Origin of the sequence: Bradyrhizobium sp. (assembly GCF_004799445.1) — a bacterium.
Classification (GTDB): Bacteria; Pseudomonadota; Alphaproteobacteria; order Rhizobiales; family Xanthobacteraceae; genus Bradyrhizobium.
The window spans coordinates 180,983-196,203 of sequence record NZ_SSNA01000055.1; the positions used below are offsets into that span (position 1 = coordinate 180,983).

Annotated in this window: 17 protein-coding genes; 10 read left to right on the plus strand and 7 right to left on the minus strand. The window is 61.8% G+C overall.

Annotated elements, in window-relative coordinates; translation table 11 throughout:
• Positions 1 to 114: 114 nt before the first annotated feature.
• Both ndk and E8A46_RS06565 read left to right on the plus strand, forming a co-directional pair.
• Positions 115 to 537, plus strand: a complete 423-nt coding sequence (gene ndk, locus E8A46_RS06560; protein ID WP_291558918.1) for a nucleoside-diphosphate kinase — start codon at positions 115 to 117, stop codon at positions 535 to 537.
• Between the two features lie 78 nt (positions 538 to 615).
• A complete protein-coding gene (locus E8A46_RS06565; protein WP_291558920.1) occupies positions 616 to 1,485 on the plus strand; it encodes a TerC family protein in 870 nt (289 codons plus the stop codon).
• A 45-nt stretch (positions 1,486 to 1,530) separates the two neighbouring features.
• On the opposite strand, the gene ppx is transcribed toward E8A46_RS06565, so the two are convergent.
• From ppx to E8A46_RS06585, 4 genes are all read right to left on the minus strand, one after another.
• Positions 1,531 to 3,033, minus strand: coding sequence for an exopolyphosphatase (gene ppx / locus E8A46_RS06570; protein WP_291558922.1), 1,503 nt, complete (start codon positions 3,031 to 3,033; stop codon positions 1,531 to 1,533).
• Positions 3,034 to 3,045: 12 nt separating this feature from the next.
• Positions 3,046 to 5,244 carry an RNA degradosome polyphosphate kinase gene (locus E8A46_RS06575; protein ID WP_291558923.1) on the minus strand — a complete coding sequence of 733 codons (2,199 nt, stop codon included), beginning with the start codon at positions 5,242 to 5,244 and terminating at the stop codon, positions 3,046 to 3,048.
• Positions 5,245 to 5,381: 137 nt separating this feature from the next.
• Positions 5,382 to 6,062, minus strand: a complete 681-nt coding sequence (locus tag E8A46_RS06580; RefSeq protein WP_291558925.1) for a DnaA/Hda family protein — start codon at positions 6,060 to 6,062, stop codon at positions 5,382 to 5,384.
• Between the two features lie 41 nt (positions 6,063 to 6,103).
• Positions 6,104 to 6,646: a CDP-alcohol phosphatidyltransferase family protein gene (locus E8A46_RS06585; RefSeq protein WP_291558927.1), complete on the minus strand. Its 543-nt coding sequence runs from the start codon at positions 6,644 to 6,646 to the stop codon at positions 6,104 to 6,106.
• Positions 6,647 to 6,804: 158 nt separating this feature from the next.
• On the opposite strand from E8A46_RS06585, the gene purM reads away from it, so the two are divergent.
• Positions 6,805 to 7,878, plus strand: a complete 1,074-nt coding sequence (purM, locus tag E8A46_RS06590) for a phosphoribosylformylglycinamidine cyclo-ligase (RefSeq protein ID WP_291558929.1) — start codon at positions 6,805 to 6,807, stop codon at positions 7,876 to 7,878.
• A 23-nt stretch (positions 7,879 to 7,901) separates the two neighbouring features.
• Positions 7,902 to 8,555, plus strand: coding sequence for a phosphoribosylglycinamide formyltransferase (gene purN / locus E8A46_RS06595; protein ID WP_291558931.1), 654 nt, complete (start codon positions 7,902 to 7,904; stop codon positions 8,553 to 8,555).
• Between the two features lie 183 nt (positions 8,556 to 8,738).
• On the opposite strand, the gene E8A46_RS06600 is transcribed toward purN, so the two are convergent.
• Entirely contained in the window at positions 8,739 to 8,942 is a 204-nt protein-coding gene (locus E8A46_RS06600; protein WP_291558933.1) for a cold-shock protein, read from the minus strand.
• 445 nt (positions 8,943 to 9,387) lie between these two features.
• Here E8A46_RS06600 and E8A46_RS06605 point away from each other — a divergent pair, with 445 nt between their 5' ends.
• A complete protein-coding gene (locus tag E8A46_RS06605) occupies positions 9,388 to 10,470 on the plus strand; it encodes an autotransporter outer membrane beta-barrel domain-containing protein (RefSeq protein WP_291558935.1) in 1,083 nt (360 codons plus the stop codon).
• A 57-nt stretch (positions 10,471 to 10,527) separates the two neighbouring features.
• Here the strand turns inward: E8A46_RS06605 and E8A46_RS06610 are convergent, their stop codons facing one another.
• Positions 10,528 to 11,574, minus strand: coding sequence for a LysR family transcriptional regulator (locus E8A46_RS06610; RefSeq protein WP_291558936.1), 1,047 nt, complete (start codon positions 11,572 to 11,574; stop codon positions 10,528 to 10,530).
• A gap of 53 nt (positions 11,575 to 11,627) precedes the next feature.
• Between E8A46_RS06610 and E8A46_RS06615 the strand changes: the two genes are divergently transcribed.
• The 5 genes from E8A46_RS06615 (at position 11,628) to E8A46_RS06635 (ending at position 13,859) form a co-directional block, all read left to right on the plus strand.
• Positions 11,628 to 12,254: a hypothetical protein gene (locus tag E8A46_RS06615; RefSeq protein ID WP_291558938.1), complete on the plus strand. Its 627-nt coding sequence runs from the start codon at positions 11,628 to 11,630 to the stop codon at positions 12,252 to 12,254.
• Positions 12,241 to 12,849, plus strand: coding sequence for a GNAT family N-acetyltransferase (locus E8A46_RS06620; RefSeq protein WP_291558940.1), 609 nt, complete (start codon positions 12,241 to 12,243; stop codon positions 12,847 to 12,849). The genes E8A46_RS06615 and E8A46_RS06620 overlap by 14 nt, the downstream gene beginning before the upstream one ends.
• Positions 12,850 to 12,882: 33 nt before the next feature.
• Positions 12,883 to 13,446, plus strand: a complete 564-nt coding sequence (locus E8A46_RS06625) for an isochorismatase family protein (RefSeq protein ID WP_291559011.1) — start codon at positions 12,883 to 12,885, stop codon at positions 13,444 to 13,446.
• The gene (locus E8A46_RS06630) at positions 13,443 to 13,619 is read left to right on the plus strand and encodes a hypothetical protein (RefSeq protein ID WP_291558942.1); all 177 of its coding nucleotides are present in this window, start codon (positions 13,443 to 13,445) and stop codon (positions 13,617 to 13,619) included. Before E8A46_RS06625 ends, E8A46_RS06630 begins: the two co-directional genes overlap by 4 nt.
• A 63-nt stretch (positions 13,620 to 13,682) precedes the next feature.
• On the plus strand, positions 13,683 to 13,859 hold the full coding sequence (locus E8A46_RS06635) for a hypothetical protein (RefSeq protein ID WP_291558944.1): 177 nt from the start codon (positions 13,683 to 13,685) through the stop codon (positions 13,857 to 13,859).
• A 162-nt stretch (positions 13,860 to 14,021) separates the two neighbouring features.
• Here E8A46_RS06635 and rnd read toward each other — a convergent pair whose 3' ends face one another.
• The gene (gene rnd, locus E8A46_RS06640) at positions 14,022 to 15,170 is read right to left on the minus strand and encodes a ribonuclease D (RefSeq protein WP_291558946.1); all 1,149 of its coding nucleotides are present in this window, start codon (positions 15,168 to 15,170) and stop codon (positions 14,022 to 14,024) included.
• Positions 15,171 to 15,221: the final 51 nt, after the last annotated feature.

Below are 15,221 nucleotides of genomic sequence, written 5' to 3' on the forward strand. Positions count from 1 at the left end.
CAGGCATCGATGAGCGGTCGGGGCGATCTGCGGCATTTCACCTGATCGCTTGCCGTGCACCGACGGCGCCGATATAAGCCCGCAACTTCCCTTAGCGCTTTCAAGGACGAAATCATGGCGATCGAACGTACCTTTTCCATCATCAAGCCGGACGCGACCGCGCGCAATCTGACCGGCGCCATCAACGCGCTGATCGAAAAGGCCGGGCTTCGCATCGTCGCCCAGAAGCGTATTCGCATGACCCGCGAACAGGCCGAGACCTTTTATGCCGTTCACAAGGCGCGTCCGTTCTTCGGCGAGCTGGTCGATTTCATGATTTCCGGCCCGGTGGTCGTTCAGGTTCTCGAAGGCGAAAACGCCGTCCTCAAGCACCGCGACGTCATGGGCGCGACCGATCCTGCCAAGGCGGCGGACGGCACCATCCGCAAGCTGCACGCAAAATCGATCGGCGAAAACTCGGTGCATGGCTCCGATGCGCCCGACACGGCGGCGATCGAGATCGCCCAGTTTTTCTCGGGCAACGAAATCGTCGGCTGATTGACACCGGGGTTGGCGCGCAATCTAGTCCGACGATAGCCGCGGCGGGCGTCGGCTTGCGGCCCAAGGGGGTAGGCTGTGAACGGGCTGCTGCAGGTCGTCGATCCCGCAAACATCGGGGCCTTTTTCACGCAAATTCAGACCGACATGCAAACGGCGGCGTTCTGGCTGGCGGTCGGCAAGATCATCTGGATCAACGTGCTGTTGTCCGGCGACAACGCGCTCGTCATTGCGATGGCCTGCCGCGGCCTGCACGGCCGGCACCGACTGTGGGGCATGATCATCGGCGCCGGCATTGCCGTGGTGCTGCTGATCGCCTTCACCGGCATCGTGGCAACGCTGATGGCTTTGCCCTATCTGAAACTCGCCGGCGGCATCGCGCTGCTGGTCATCGCCGCCAAACTTCTGGTGCCCGAAGACGAGGGCGATGAAATCGCCGCGGGCACCACGCTCTGGCACGCGATCCGCATCGTCGTCATTGCCGACATCATCATGAGCCTGGATAATGTGATCGCGGTCGCGGCTGCCGCGAACGGTCGTCTCTCGCTGTTGATCCTCGGCCTTGCCATTAGCATTCCCATGATTATCGCCGGTGCGGCGCTGATCATGATGGTGCTCGACCGGTTTCCGATCCTGATCTGGCTGGGCGCAATCTTGCTCGGGTGGATCGCCGGAGATGTGATCGCGAGCGATCCGGCCGTGCAGCCGGTGCTGCACCGGCTTCTCGATGGCACGATCGCACTCAATTTCGATGCGAAATCGGCGATTTTCGGCGTATCATCGCAATTCAGTCTGGGTGCAGACCTTGACGAATACCTCGCTTCAGTGCTCGGCGTGGTGGCCGTGCTGTTGATGGGGTCGGTATGGCGAAGGCGCAAGCGCCAGCAAGTCGAACAGCTCGCGCTGCCGGATGGCGGCGAGGTGGTTCAGCCGATCGAGCGGCCCTAAACGCGATCGCGGGGGGGCGCCGTCACCGGACCGATGCGATCGGTTTCACCGTCTTACGATCGATCCGGAGCGGCCGACCAGCCGCGCGAGCTGCTTGAAACGGCTGCCGACGCGATCGGCGACCAGATCGACCAGCCTGTGCTCGAACACCAGCATCAGCTTGCGGCCGTTGCTGCGAAAATGCGTGGCCGGCAATACGCCGGTCCGCGCTGCCGATATCAGATGGGCGACGCGGAATGCGGCGCCGAGCAGGCGGGCGCGCTCGACCATCGCCGGGGGCACCAGCTTCTGAATCATCGCCGGCGGTTCGTTCTGTTCGCTCAAGCCGGCGTAGCGATAGAACACCGACAGCGCCACGAACGCCCTGCCTTGGTGGCTGATCGAGCCGAAGTTGCCGTTGGTGATGAGATTGAGCGTCTCTTCGCCGCGGTGATCGGGATGCACCCGCCAACCGATGTCGGACAAAAGGCAGGCGGCATGGCGCAGGCGGCGATCCTCGTCGGTCTCCTTCAACTTGACGACCCGCACCAGACGATCGGTCCATTCGATCAATTCCTGGGCGTGACGGGCGGATCGCGACAGCAGTCCGTTCAGCTTCTGCGCGGCGCAGATAAATCCGTCCCTGGCGCGCTCGGCCTCGGGCAGCTTTTCGTAGAGAAGACCTTCGCGCACCCCGAAGGTCGAAAAGACGATGGTCTTCGGCTTTGCGACGCGAATGATGTATTCGAGAACAAGCGCGGCATAGGCGAGCAGCGGCCGCCGTGCATCGGCGATGACTTCGATGTTGGCCAGCATGTTCGCCGATACCAGACGACGCAGACGGCGCGCGAAATCGAGTGCGTCTGCTGCCGGTATCGAGTAGCCGTGCATGACCCCCAACGGGTACTCGCTTTGAATGATGTGGATGCGCGCCAGCGCGCGCCATGTTCCGCCGACCGCGTAGAAGGCGCGACCGCGGCCTGCCTTGAGCTGGGCGACGCCGGAAAGTTCGGCCTTGACGATGCGCTCGGCGCGCTTCAGCGACTTGTGCGATAGATCCTGCAACGCCAGGCTTCCGAGCGGCAGCGTCACGCCGCCGCGGACACGGTTGCCGTGCACGTCGATCAGTTCCAGCGAGCCGCCGCCGAGATCGCCGACGATGCCGTCCGGCTTGTGCACGCCGGAGACCACGCCGAGCGCGGACAACTTCGCTTCGCGCGGGCCCGACAGGATTTCGATGGGTACCCCGCAGATGCGCTCGGCCTTGGCGATGAAATCCGCGCCGTTGCTGGCGTCGCGGCAGGCGGCGGTGGCGATCGCGTGCACGCGATCGACCTTCATGACCCGGCATAGCGCGCGAAAGCGGCGCAGCGACGTCAGTGCCTTGGTGACGGCGTCCGGCGCCAGCAGACCCGTGGTCTGGACCTCCCGGCCCAGGCCGCAGAGGGCCTTCTCGTTGAAGATCGTGATCAGGCTGCGCGCCATCGATTCATAGACGACGAGGCGCACCGAATTCGAACCGATGTCGATGACCGCGACGCTGGATGCGCGTTTGCGCGGCCGCTTCACAGGGTATTCCCCTTACGACGATTGCTGGCGTTCGGTACGGCGCGTGAGACGGCGCGGCGAAGATTCCTGAAGCGACTTTCCACGGCCTGACAGACTCGGATTGGTCATGAAATAATTATGCAGGTTGAACGGCTCCTCGCCCTTCGCGGCCTTCATACGCGTTGACGACCCATCCGGCAATAACTGCCAGCTTTGCTCGGTATCCTTCAGATTCGCCACCATGATCTGCTCGAGAACCTGCTGATGCACCGTGGGATTCTGCAATGGACAGAGCACCTCGACGCGGCGATCGAGGTTGCGGGGCATCATGTCGGCCGAGGAGATATACACAGCCGCTTTCGCGCTCGGCAGGCCCTGTCCCATGCCGAAGCAGTAGATTCGGCCGTGCTCGAGGAAGCGGCCGATGATCGATTTGACGCGGATGTTCTCGGAAAACCCCGGTATGCCTGGTCGCAGGCAGCAGATTCCGCGCACCACGAGTTCGATCGAAACGCCGGCCTGCGAGGCCTCATAGAGAGCGTCGATGATTTCCGGATCGACCAGCGAGTTCATCTTCAGCCAGATCGCGGCGGGTTTGCCGTGGCGGGCATAGCCGGTCTCGCCGTGGATGTGCTCGATCATTCGCTTGCGCAAGGTGAGCGGCGACACCGCCATCTTCTCGATGTCGCTCGGTTCGGCATAGCCGGTGATGTAGTTGAATACCCGCGCGGCGTCCCGTCCGATGATCGGATCGGAAGTGAAGTAGGACAGATCGGTGTAAATGCGCGCAGTCACGGGATGGTAGTTGCCGGTGCCGGTGTGGACATAGGTCGTAAGGCTGCCGCCTTCGCGGCGCACGATCAATGACAGTTTGGCATGGGTTTTCAGTTCGATAAATCCGTATACGACCTGCACGCCGGCGCGTTCGAGATCGCGTGCCCAGCGGATGTTGGCTTCCTCGTCGAACCGCGCCTTGAGCTCGATCAGCGCGGTCACTGACTTTCCGGCCTCCGCGGCTTCGGCGAGCGCCCGCACGATCGGCGAATTGTTCGAGGTGCGATAGAGCGTCTGCTTGATGGCGACGACGTCGGGGTCACGGGCGGCCTGTTGCAGGAACTGGACGACGACGTCGAAGGATTCATAGGGGTGGTGAACGATCAGATCCTTCTGCCGGATCGCGGCGAAGATATCGCCACCATGATCGCGCACGCGCTCCGGGTGGCGGGGCACATAGGGCACGAATTCGAGATCGGGCCGGTCGAGCCGGGTCAGTTGCGAGAGTTCGTTCATCGCCAGCACGCCATCGACCAGCAGAACCTCGTCGTCGGCGGTGGAAAGCGCGCGCTGCACGAAGGCGCGCAGCTCTTCGGGCATCTTGGCTTCGATCTCGAGCCGGATCACCGACCCCCGGCGCCGCCGCTTCAGCGCGGTTTCGAACAGGCGAACCAGATCTTCCGCCTCTTCCTCGATCTCGAGTTCGGAGTCCCTGATAATGCGGAAAGCGCCCTGGCCCTTGACGGTATATCCGGGGAACAGCCGGCCGATGAACAGGCCGGTGGCCTGCTCGAGCGTGATCAGTCGTACCGCGCCGTCCTTGGCGGCGGGCAGGCGGATGAAGCGATCAATCTTGCCAGGCATGCGAATGAGCGCATTCATCGGCTTGCCATCGGAAACCCGCGCCAGATGCAGCGCGACGGTAAATCCGAGGCTCGGGATGAAGGGAAAGGGGTGCGCGGGATCGATCGCGAGCGGTGTCAGCAACGGGAAAATATTGTGGAGGAAATGATCCTCGATCCAGGCTCGCTCGGGCTTGGTGACATCGCGGCCATCGACGAGAACGATGCCGACGTCGGCCAGGATGCCGCGCAGATCGCGCCAGATCGCCTGCTGGTCACTGGCGAGCTTTGAGACGGTCTCGTTGATGAGGACAAGCTGCTCGGCGGGGGTCAGACCGTCGGGACTGCGCTCGGCGATGCCCTCGCGCACCTGGGCCTTGATGCCGGCGACCCGGACCATGAAGAACTCATCAAGGTTATTGGCGGAAATCGAGAGAAATCTCACCCGCTCAAGCGCTGGATGCCCAGGATTGACCGACTCCTCCAGCACGCGGCGGTTGAAATGCAGCCAGGAAAGCTCCCGGTTGATGAAGCGCTCGGGGCTGCTGCCCATTCCTGCCCCGGCATCGAGATCTAATTCTTTTTCTTTAGTTACAATGGCTTGCGCGGTTTCCATCAAGTTCTAATCCATCTCAAGGCAGGCAGCATGGCCATCCGGGCAAAGACGGCGCAAACCATGTGTGATCGCGATGACGTTTCGATGACCATGATGTTCCGACCACGCGCGCCGTCAAGGTGCGAAGCGAGGGCCGATCAGGTATTGCCGCGAAGCAGTTCAGCCGCCAGCGCCCGGGTGACCGGCCGGCCGAGCCGCAACGCTTCGGTGTCCAGGAGTTCCACAGCCTGCCGCACGGCGGCATAAGAGCGCTCGATCCTGGTGGTGAGATAGCTCACCACGGCCTCGTCGACGGCGAGTTGCCGGTCGGCGCAGAATTTGACGATCAGCGCGCGAAACAATTGGTCGTCCGGCGGCAGCAGCAACACCGTCGGTATCGCGCGCAGCCGTGAGCGCAGGTCACGCAGCTCGATCTGAAGCGCGGACGGTGGCACCCGCGCGGTGATCAGAACGAATGCCTCGTCTTCGCGCGCCAGATTCAACAGATGGAACAGGGCCCGTTCGTCGACATCGGACGATTTCAAGTCGTCAACAACCAGCGCCCCGGTCGCCAAAGCGCCCGGTACCGCCGCCGCAGTCAGCGCATGCGCCGATGTCGAACGCGCGCCTGACTGCTCCGCCCAAATGGCGGCGAGATGGCTCTTTCCCGAACCCTCCGGTCCCACCAGCAACATGATGCGGTTCGGCCAGTCCGGCCAACTATCGACCAGGGCGAGGCCGGCGGCATTTGACGGCCCCTCGAGGAAATTGTCGCGCGTAAAGCTCTCTGCATGGGGCAGCGCAAATGCCAGCTGACGAGGTTGGACGCGGCCTGCCACGCAAGTCTCCATGCCGGGGATCGAGGCACGATGGTCGAAGCCTAGCGCGCCTCGATGGTGCTCATATGCCGGACCCACTCCACGAGATAGAGGGATACGGAAACCAAAGTAAAGACCGTTACAAAGCCCATCAGGATCAGATCATACGGCACCGGCTTGAAGCCGAAGCCGAGCGAGGCAAGGACCAGTGCCGCGAATGCCACCTGCGCCACCGTGTTGAGCTTCGACACCATCAACGGTTTCATCGGGATCGGCTTGCCGAACAACCATGACACAATAACGGCGCTCACGATCATGATGTCGCGCGAGACCACGAGAATGACGATCCAGCGCGGTACCGCGCCCCAGATTCCAAGCGCCACATAGATCGAGACCAGCAACGCCTTGTCGGCCAGCGGGTCGAGCAGCGCCCCCAGTTCGCTCGCCATGTTGAATCGCTTGGCGAGAAAGCCGTCGACGGCGTCGCTGACGCCCGCGATGACGAAGATCGCAAAGGCAATCTCCATCTGGCTGGACGCAATCGCCCAGACGATAATCGGCACCAAAATGATGCGGCCCAGCGTAATGATGTTTGGAATACTCAACTCGGTCGTTTCCCGGCTACCGGCCTGATTTTGCAAAAGATCCGGCCCTTTGCAGCCCGAACCGGTTCCTGTCTACATAGTATATGCCCGCATCTGTTGCGAGCCATTGCACATCGGCGGAATCCAACGTAACCAGCCGCCATCATCTGGAAAAGGCCATGGTCGAGCGCAAAAACCAGCTCACTTACGCAGATTCGGGCGTCGATATCGATGCGGGCAATCGCCTGGTCGATCTGATCAAGCCGATGGTTCGTGCCACCGCGCGGGCCGGCGCCGACGCCGAAATCGGCGGCTTTGGCGGATTGTTCGATCTGAAGGCGGCAGGCTTCAAGGATCCGGTTCTGGTCGCGGCGACCGACGGGGTCGGCACCAAGGTCAAAATCGCGATCGAGACCGGCCTGCACGGCGGCATCGGGATCGACCTGGTGGCGATGTCGGTCAACGACCTCGTGGTGCAGGGCGCAGAACCGCTGTTCTTTCTGGACTATTTCGCCTGCGGCAAGCTCGATCCGGAGGCGACCGCCGCGATCGTTGCCGGCATCGCCGAGGGTTGCAGGGAATCCGGCTGCGCGCTGATCGGCGGGGAGACCGCCGAAATGCCAGGGCTCTACAAGGACGGCGACTACGACCTCGCCGGCTTTGCGGTCGGTGCTGCCGAACGCGGTACGCTTCTGCCGCGGCCGGATATCGCCGCCGGTGACGCCGTGCTCGGCCTTGCCTCGTCGGGCGTTCACTCCAACGGATTTTCCCTGGTCCGCAAGATTGTCGAAACCTCCGGCCTTGGTTTCGAGGCGCAGGCGCCGTTTTCGCCGGTCATGACGCTGGGCGGCGCGCTGCTGGCGCCGACACGGCTCTATGTGAAGTCATGTCTGCGCGCGATCCGTGAAACCGGCGCGGTCAAGGGGCTCGCGCACATCACCGGCGGTGGTTTCACCGATAATATTCCCCGCGTGTTGCCGAAGCACCTTGGCGTCGGAATCGATCTTGCCCGCCTGCCGGTGTTGCCGGTCTTTAAATGGCTGGCGGGGCAGGGGAACATCGCCGAACTCGAATTGCTGCGCACGTTCAACTGCGGGATCGGCATGATTGCCATCGTGAAGCCGGACGCCGTCGAAGCGGTCAGTGCGATTCTCGTCGAGGCCGGCGAGACCGTGACGCTGTTGGGCGAGGTGATCCCCGCAGCCGGCGAGCACCGCGTGGTCTACAACGGCCATCTCGCTCTCGAATGGTGAGATCGAAACCGCATGGTGAGGCCATGAAGCGCCGCGTCGCCATCCTGATTTCCGGGCGTGGGTCGAACATGGCCGCCCTGATCCGCGCAGCCGTGACGAAGGATTTTCCGGCCGAGATCGCCGTGGTGATTTCCAACCGGGCGGATGCCGGCGGCCTCGAAAAGGCGAGGGCAAGCGGCATTCCCGCGGTGACCATCGAGAGCAAACCGTTCGGCAAAGACCGCGCAGCGTTCGAGGCGGTTCTGCAGTCGGCGCTGGACGAACACCGGATCGACCTGGTCTGCCTCGGCGGTTTCATGCGGCTGTTCACGGCCGGGTTCGTGCAACGCTGGTACGGGAGGATGCTCAACATTCATCCGTCGCTGCTGCCGGCATTTCCAGGGCTCGATCCTCACGGCCAGGCGCTGACTGCCGGGGTCAAGATCGCGGGAGCCACCGTCCATTTTGTCATTCCGGAAACCGACGCTGGACCTATCCTGATGCAGGGTGCGGTCGCGGTTCGCGATGACGATACGCCGGATACGCTCTCGGCGCGGATCCTCGAGATTGAACATAAAATCTATCCGGAGGCGTTACGCCTGGTCGCCAACGGCAGAATCCGTCTGGAGGGCAATATCTGCAAGCTCGACGGCGGCACCGGCTTGAATGGTACGTTGATTTCGCCGGCGAGTTCGTGACGTGCCTATAGCCTGATCGGTTCTGATTGAATCGGAACCGAAGCTCTAATCTTTTATTTGACGCGTTTTCTTCACGTGAACCGGTATCCACTTCACTCGAAAACGCTTTATTAAAAACAAAATCCCCCGGCATCGGCCGGGGGAGGGGTGCATCAGGATTGCTTGCGCGGATCGTGACGAAGCTTAGGAGACCTTCAGATTTTCCGCGGAAGTCTTGCCGCGATTTTCCACAAGCTCATACTCGATAACCTGATTCTCGTTGAGGGTAGAGAGCCCAGCGCGCTCGACCGCCGAGATATGGACGAACACGTCCTTATCGCCGACCATCGGCTTGATGAACCCATAACCCTTTGTCGGGTTGAACCACTTGACGGTGCCTTTTTGCATCGCCTGTCTCCTGGTCTAGACGTAAAAAAGACGCGGTCACGCTTATCGCGTGCCACGCCACAAGCGGGCTTCCGGATGTCTGCTCAATTTCCCAGTCGCGAAACGCACAGCCGATCGGCCAAAATCCGATTGTGTCAGGGATTGCAACACGAAATTTGCGCCTTAGCAAGCTTCTGGCGCGGCTCGGGAAATCAGTTAATCGACGGGATCGCGCCTGGCCGGCTGTGGCTTGGGAACAACAAGCTCCGGCAATCGTCGCCAGCCGGCGGCCATAACCGATTGACGCTTCCTCGGAACTGAGGGCAAATCGACCCCGGCCGGCAGCGATTTGGCATTCTTGTCGGGCTGGTGCGCCTTTTTGGGAATTGCGTCGATGTCCTGCAGATCGCGGTCTTCGCGAGCACTGGAGACCGGGGGCTGCCGTGGGCGCGCAAGGGCCCTCGCTATGGTCTTCGTGCTCGTGGCGGCGGCTGGGTCGGCGGCTCACGCGCAATCGCCCTCGCCCTCGCCGTCTCCCTCGCCGACGCCCACGCCGATCCCGTCGCCGACACCGGTTCCGGTACCAACCATGATCAATTCCGAGCTCTCGGCCGGCGCGGCGGTGACCAATCTCGGCAGCAACTTCCTGGAGCGGCTCGGGGACCAGGCGACAGGCGGGTTCGGCCGCGCGTCGCGAAGCAATCCAGGCGGCGGCGGTGCCTCGGAGGCGATGGACGCGCCAACTTTCCGGACCTGGGGAGAGGCGTATGGAGTCTCGAGCCGGACCGGCGCGCAGGGCGAGTTCGTCGGCGATCGGCGCCAGACCTGGGGCGGCGTCGCCGGGCTGGGCGCCCGCATCGCACCTGGCGTCAACGTCGGCTTTTCAGTCGACCAAAGCCGCACCGCCATCGACGTTCCACTGGCGCTGCAGTCGGCGACGCTCGATCTCAGCCAGTTCGGCTTTAACGCCTCGGTGGACAAGGGGCCGTGGACCTGGGCCATCGCGCTGGTTCACGGTTTTGGCAAAGTCGATTCAGTCCGTGACACCGGATCTGGCAACGCCAGCGCCGGTTACCGCGCGCAGATCAACGGCGCGCTTACCGAGATCAGCTACTACTGGAATACGGATCAAAGCCGCATCGTGCCGAAGGCAGCACTCGAATATGTTCGCGCCTCGACCGGATCGTTCCAGGAGACCGGCGGTCTCAATCCGGTGGCGGCGACCGGAGCGACGCTCGAGCGCTCGCGGTTCCTGCTGGGCGCGGAAATCGGTCGCTACTGGATCGTGGATCAAAAGGTCGTCGATCTGTCCGCTTACGGCAAATTCGTCGACAATTTCGAGCAGACTTTCAGCGCGGTCACGGTCAGCCTCGGACCTCAGAGCATCTCGGTGCAGGGTATCGGAGAAAGCAGGTACGGCGCGGACGCGGGCGCGTCGGCGTCGCTCAGCCTGAGCAATACGGCGCGGCTTTACCTCAACTATGACGGCAAGTTTCGCGCCGCGCTGCAATCGCATCAGGGGACGATGGGAGTCGAGCTGAAGTGGTAGCGCTGCCGTTAAGCAGAGCGTCGCGCGCCCGCCCAGCCGAGCCGTTGCGGTGCTCCGTCAGAACGGCTTGGCGGCAACATATCCTGCCAGTCCGAAATTCTCCCGAGACCCGGTCATCAGCGGTATCAGATCGTTCGGATGGACGAATTCGTCCCTGAAGCACGGGTAGGCTTTGGGATCGAAGATTTTCCTGATCCAATCGATGACGATCTTGTGTCGATCGGAGTTGCGAAATTCCTTGTGATAAGTGAGCCAGAGGTCGGCATGATGGCTGAAGCCGTCCATGTCGACCGCGACCAACGGCGCGCCCAACGCAATGGACGAACTTGGCAGGAAACCTATACCTGCCCCTCGTTCCACCGCGTACAGAACCCCGATGCTGGAATTTGTCTTGATCCCCACGACGCCTTCCAGCGAGGTCAGTCCCAAAATTCGTGCATAGGCGGTATCGTCTACTTGCGGCGCGCTCTGCTTGATAATTCTGTGACTCTTGAGCTCGGCGAGCGACGCAGGAACGCCGTACAAGTTTCGGTACCCTTCGGAAACGAAGGGATAGATGTGAAGCCTGCCGAGCTTGGTGACAATCAGGTCGGGATTTGTCGGCGGTTCAAGCTGAATGGCGATGTCGGTTTCCAGCCGCGCGACGTCGGCCTGCTCCATCGCGCAGCGAAGATCGACCGTGATCTTGCGATAGGTTTTCTGGAAATCGATCAAGCGCGGAAGAATCCAGAAATTGCCCGGCCCCTCGGTGACGGCGACGCGCACGGTCCCCGCGGCGTCATTCGACGACTGGGATGCGCGCCTCAAAATGTTGAAAGCGTGGCTTTCCATTTCCGTCACATCCGCGATCATCGCAGCGCCTTCTTCGCTGAGCGTCAGCCCGCTTTGATCGCGTAGAAGCAGCTTGCAGCCGATGCGCTCTTCGAGCCGGTCGATCCTGCGCATCAGGGTCGTGCTCGTCAGACCGAGCACGTCAGCGGCGTTTCGGAAGCTTTTGTATCGCGCACAAACCAGAAACGATCTCAGATCGTCCCAGGACGCATCCAGAACCTCGTCAATCCGGTGCTGCGTCACCGCAGCACCCCGGTGCAATAGTTGCTGCATACCTGATTTCCCAGCCCGCTATGGTTCCAGCCCACGGGCAGGAGGGACGATAGATGCGCGATCAGGTTAAGGAAAGGGTGTCTTTTGCCGCAAGGCACGATTTCGATTCACTGTCGACCAACTCGGATATCGAGGTACGGCTCGCGCGACACTCCGAGCTTCCGATCCTCGCGGACATGGCCCACCGCCTCGTTCCCGGCATTCAGATGACGGCCCCGATCCTTGGCAGATACCTGGCGTTCGACCCCGAATGCATCCTGACGTTCAGCCGGCAGCAAAGATTGCTCGGTGCGATCGCGCTGCTTTATCTCAACAGAAGCGGACACGACGCGCTCCTTCTGGATGAGATTTCGTTGACGTGCCCGGACACCGGGTTGCTGGCCGGAAGCGATGACGAGGTGTCGGCCATCTACATTTGGGCAATGGCGACGGTCGGCCGTGGCATCGCCGGATACGGCAAGGTCGCCGCCCATTTGAGAACGCCGCGCTACGTCAATGCCAATTGCTTCGCCCAGCCAACGACAAAGGCGGGACGCGATTGGCTGGTTGCGACCTGCTTCAAGCAGATTCCGAGCTTCCAGCCGGATCTCTGGTGCTACGAGCGGCCCTGGAACCGCCTCCCACCGCACATGCCGGCATCCTTTGTCTCAGCAGGGAGTTTTGCAGATGCACGGCAGTAGGCCCCCATCGCTGGCGAATCCGGGCCAGCGTTCGATTTCGATCCGTATCGCGCGCGATCTAAACGACCTTATGCTGGTGACCGCTATCCGCGCCGCGGTCTATCTGGCGGAGCAGGATTGCCCGATCGAGGAAGAGTTTGATGGCAACGATCTGGTAGCGGCGCACTTCATCGGATTTGTTGGCTCAGAACCCGCCGGTTGCCTGCGCGTGCGATTTTTCGGCGAATTCGCCAAGGTCGAGCGGCTGGCGGTTCGCCATCAGTTCCGCCGGTCGCGGGTTTCATTCAAGCTCGTGCAGGCGAGCGTCGACTACATCAAGCGCAAGGGGTTCAAGAAGATCTACGGCCAGGCGCAGGACCGGCTGGTGGACTTCTGGGCGCACTTTGGCGCCAAGCCGCTCGGTCACAACCGAAAGATTGTCTTCTCCGATTTCTCCTATACCGAAATGATCCTCGATATCGAGCCGGCCGCCGATGCCATCACCCTCGATAGCGATCCCTATGTGATCATTCGGCCGGAGGGCGATTGGGACAGGCCGGGCATCCTGGAGAGTTCGTCGGGCCGCGCGGCGACATCTCCGCTGCGCACCGCGTGACAAGACATGAACCCCAATCAAAAAATCAAAAAAGTGATGGCCGTCATGCATGACGATCCGCCGATCCTGGTATGCGCCGATCTTCAGGCCGAGTATCTCACCGAAGGTCGCAGCCACTTCATTGCGGACGCCGGCGCCATTACCTCGCGATGCCTGGAGCTGATGACGCTGTGGCGCAACAATCTCTGGCCGATCATGCATCTGAAGCGGATCGCCCAGGCCGCGTGGTTCAACCCGGCATCAAACCTGACGGATTGGATCGCCGACCTCCGGCCGAAACCGGGGGAACTCACCTTCGAGCATCCGTTGCCGTCGGCATACAGTTCGGCGCGGTTCGCCGAATACATGTCGAACATGAAGAGCATTCGCTGCGTGCTGTTGGGATTTTCCCTCGACGAAACCATTCTGTCGACCGCCATCGACGGGTTTCATCGCAGCCATCGGTACCAGATCGTGAGCGATGCGGTGGCCTGCAGGCGTCCGGGCACCGGCGACGCCGTTTCATACAGGCAGGCGGTCGTCAGGGTCATCGGCAACTACGCCGGAATTCAGGAGAGCTCCGATGTCATCGAGGCAAGCAGCGGAATCACGGTATGATCGGAAATTCGAAATTCATCGCCACCAGCCAGCGGCTACCTTGCAAGTCGTTCGGCGAGTTCAATGAGGGTACGGCGGTCGCAGGGATCCTTGATCTTCCTGAAGGCGACGACAAGCCGCAGCCCTTCGACAACATTCAGGTCGATCTGATTATCCCGGAGCAGCTGCAATAATTTGTCGCCCGGACGATCGGAATCTTCAATGTTCACAATGAGAGCTCCAAAAGCGAGTAACAGATGGCGAGCCCCGAAAACGATCTCAACGAACTGGCTATCACGATCTCGACGGCGATCGAGAAAGCGCGCCAGCTAAAGCTACCCACCAGCGCTTATATTCTATCGATGGTCCTGGTGGAAGTATCGGAAGCCACGAAAGCGGCGGAGGACAACGTTACGGACGACGCAGCGCAATAAACTCGGCGCTCCTGTGCGAGGCCTTGTCGGGCCGGTTCTGCGCGCGGAGGACAACGAAGACGCTAGAGTGTTGGTTCTGATTGAATCAGAACCAACGCTCTAATCTTTTGTTTTGACGCGTTTTCTTCACGCGAACCGCTATCCACTTCGCTCGAAAACGCTCTAGCTCCGGTCGACCCTGACGACCCTGCCTTTTTCGATGGCCAGCGCCAGCCGGCCATGTTTCAGCGAAAGTGCGGCTTCGCCGAACAACTCGCGGCGCCAGCCGTGCAATGCGCCGACGTCGGCGTCGTCGTCGGCGGCGATCTGCTCGAGATCGTCGACTGTCGCGATCACCTTGCTGGCGACGGCGTGTCGTTCCGACGTCATCCGCAGCAGAACCTTGAGAAGCTCGACGATCGCAGCACCATTCGAATTGCTGCGGGGCTTTTCGATCTTCGGCAATGTCGCGGGATCGCGCGCGAGGCCGCGCTGGACGGCGGCGACGATATCGGCGCCCCATTTCGACCGATCGAACCCCTTCGGCAGCGAGCGTAGATTGGCCAGCCGCTCGAGGCTGGTTGGTGCATGGGTGGCGATATCGCCGACCGCGTCGTCTTTCAGAACCCGGCTGCGCGGAACGTCCCGGCTCTGCGCCTCCTGCTCGCGCCACGCCGCGACTTCCATCAGCACCGCAAGTTCCTTCGGCTTGCGGACCCGCGTCTTCAGCCGCTCCCACGCGCGTTCGGGGTGAAAGTCGTAGGTCTTCGGGCTTGTCAGCACCTCCATTTCCTCGCTCACCCAGTCGCTGCGGCCGCGCTTTTTGAGATCGGCGTCGAGGGCTGCGAACACGTCGCGCAGATGGGTGACGTCGGCGAGCGCGTAGTGCATCTGGTCCTCGGTCAGTGGCCGGCGCGACCAGTCGGTGAAACGATGGGTCTTGTCCGGCCGGTGGCCGGCAATGCGCTCGACCAGCTGGTCGTAGGCAATGGAATCGCCATAGCCGAGTACCATGGCCGCGACCTGGGTATCGAAGATCGGGTGCGGAACGATCCCGGCCTGATGCCAGACAATTTCGATATCCTGGCGCGCGGCGTGAAAGACCTTGAGCACTTTCTCGTCGGCCATCAGGTCGAAGAACGGCTTGAGGTCGATGCCCTGTGCCAGCGCATCGACGATGACAGCTTCCTCCGCGCTCGCCATCTGCACGACGCATAGCAGCGGATAGTAGGTCGTCTCACGCAGGAATTCGGTATCGACGGTAATGACCGGGTGCTTGGCGAGGCGGGAGCAAACGGCGGCGAGGTCGGTGGTGGTGGTAATCAGATCCATGAACGGTCCATAACGCTTTTTCAGAACGGCGTTCTGCCGAAAGCGCTGATA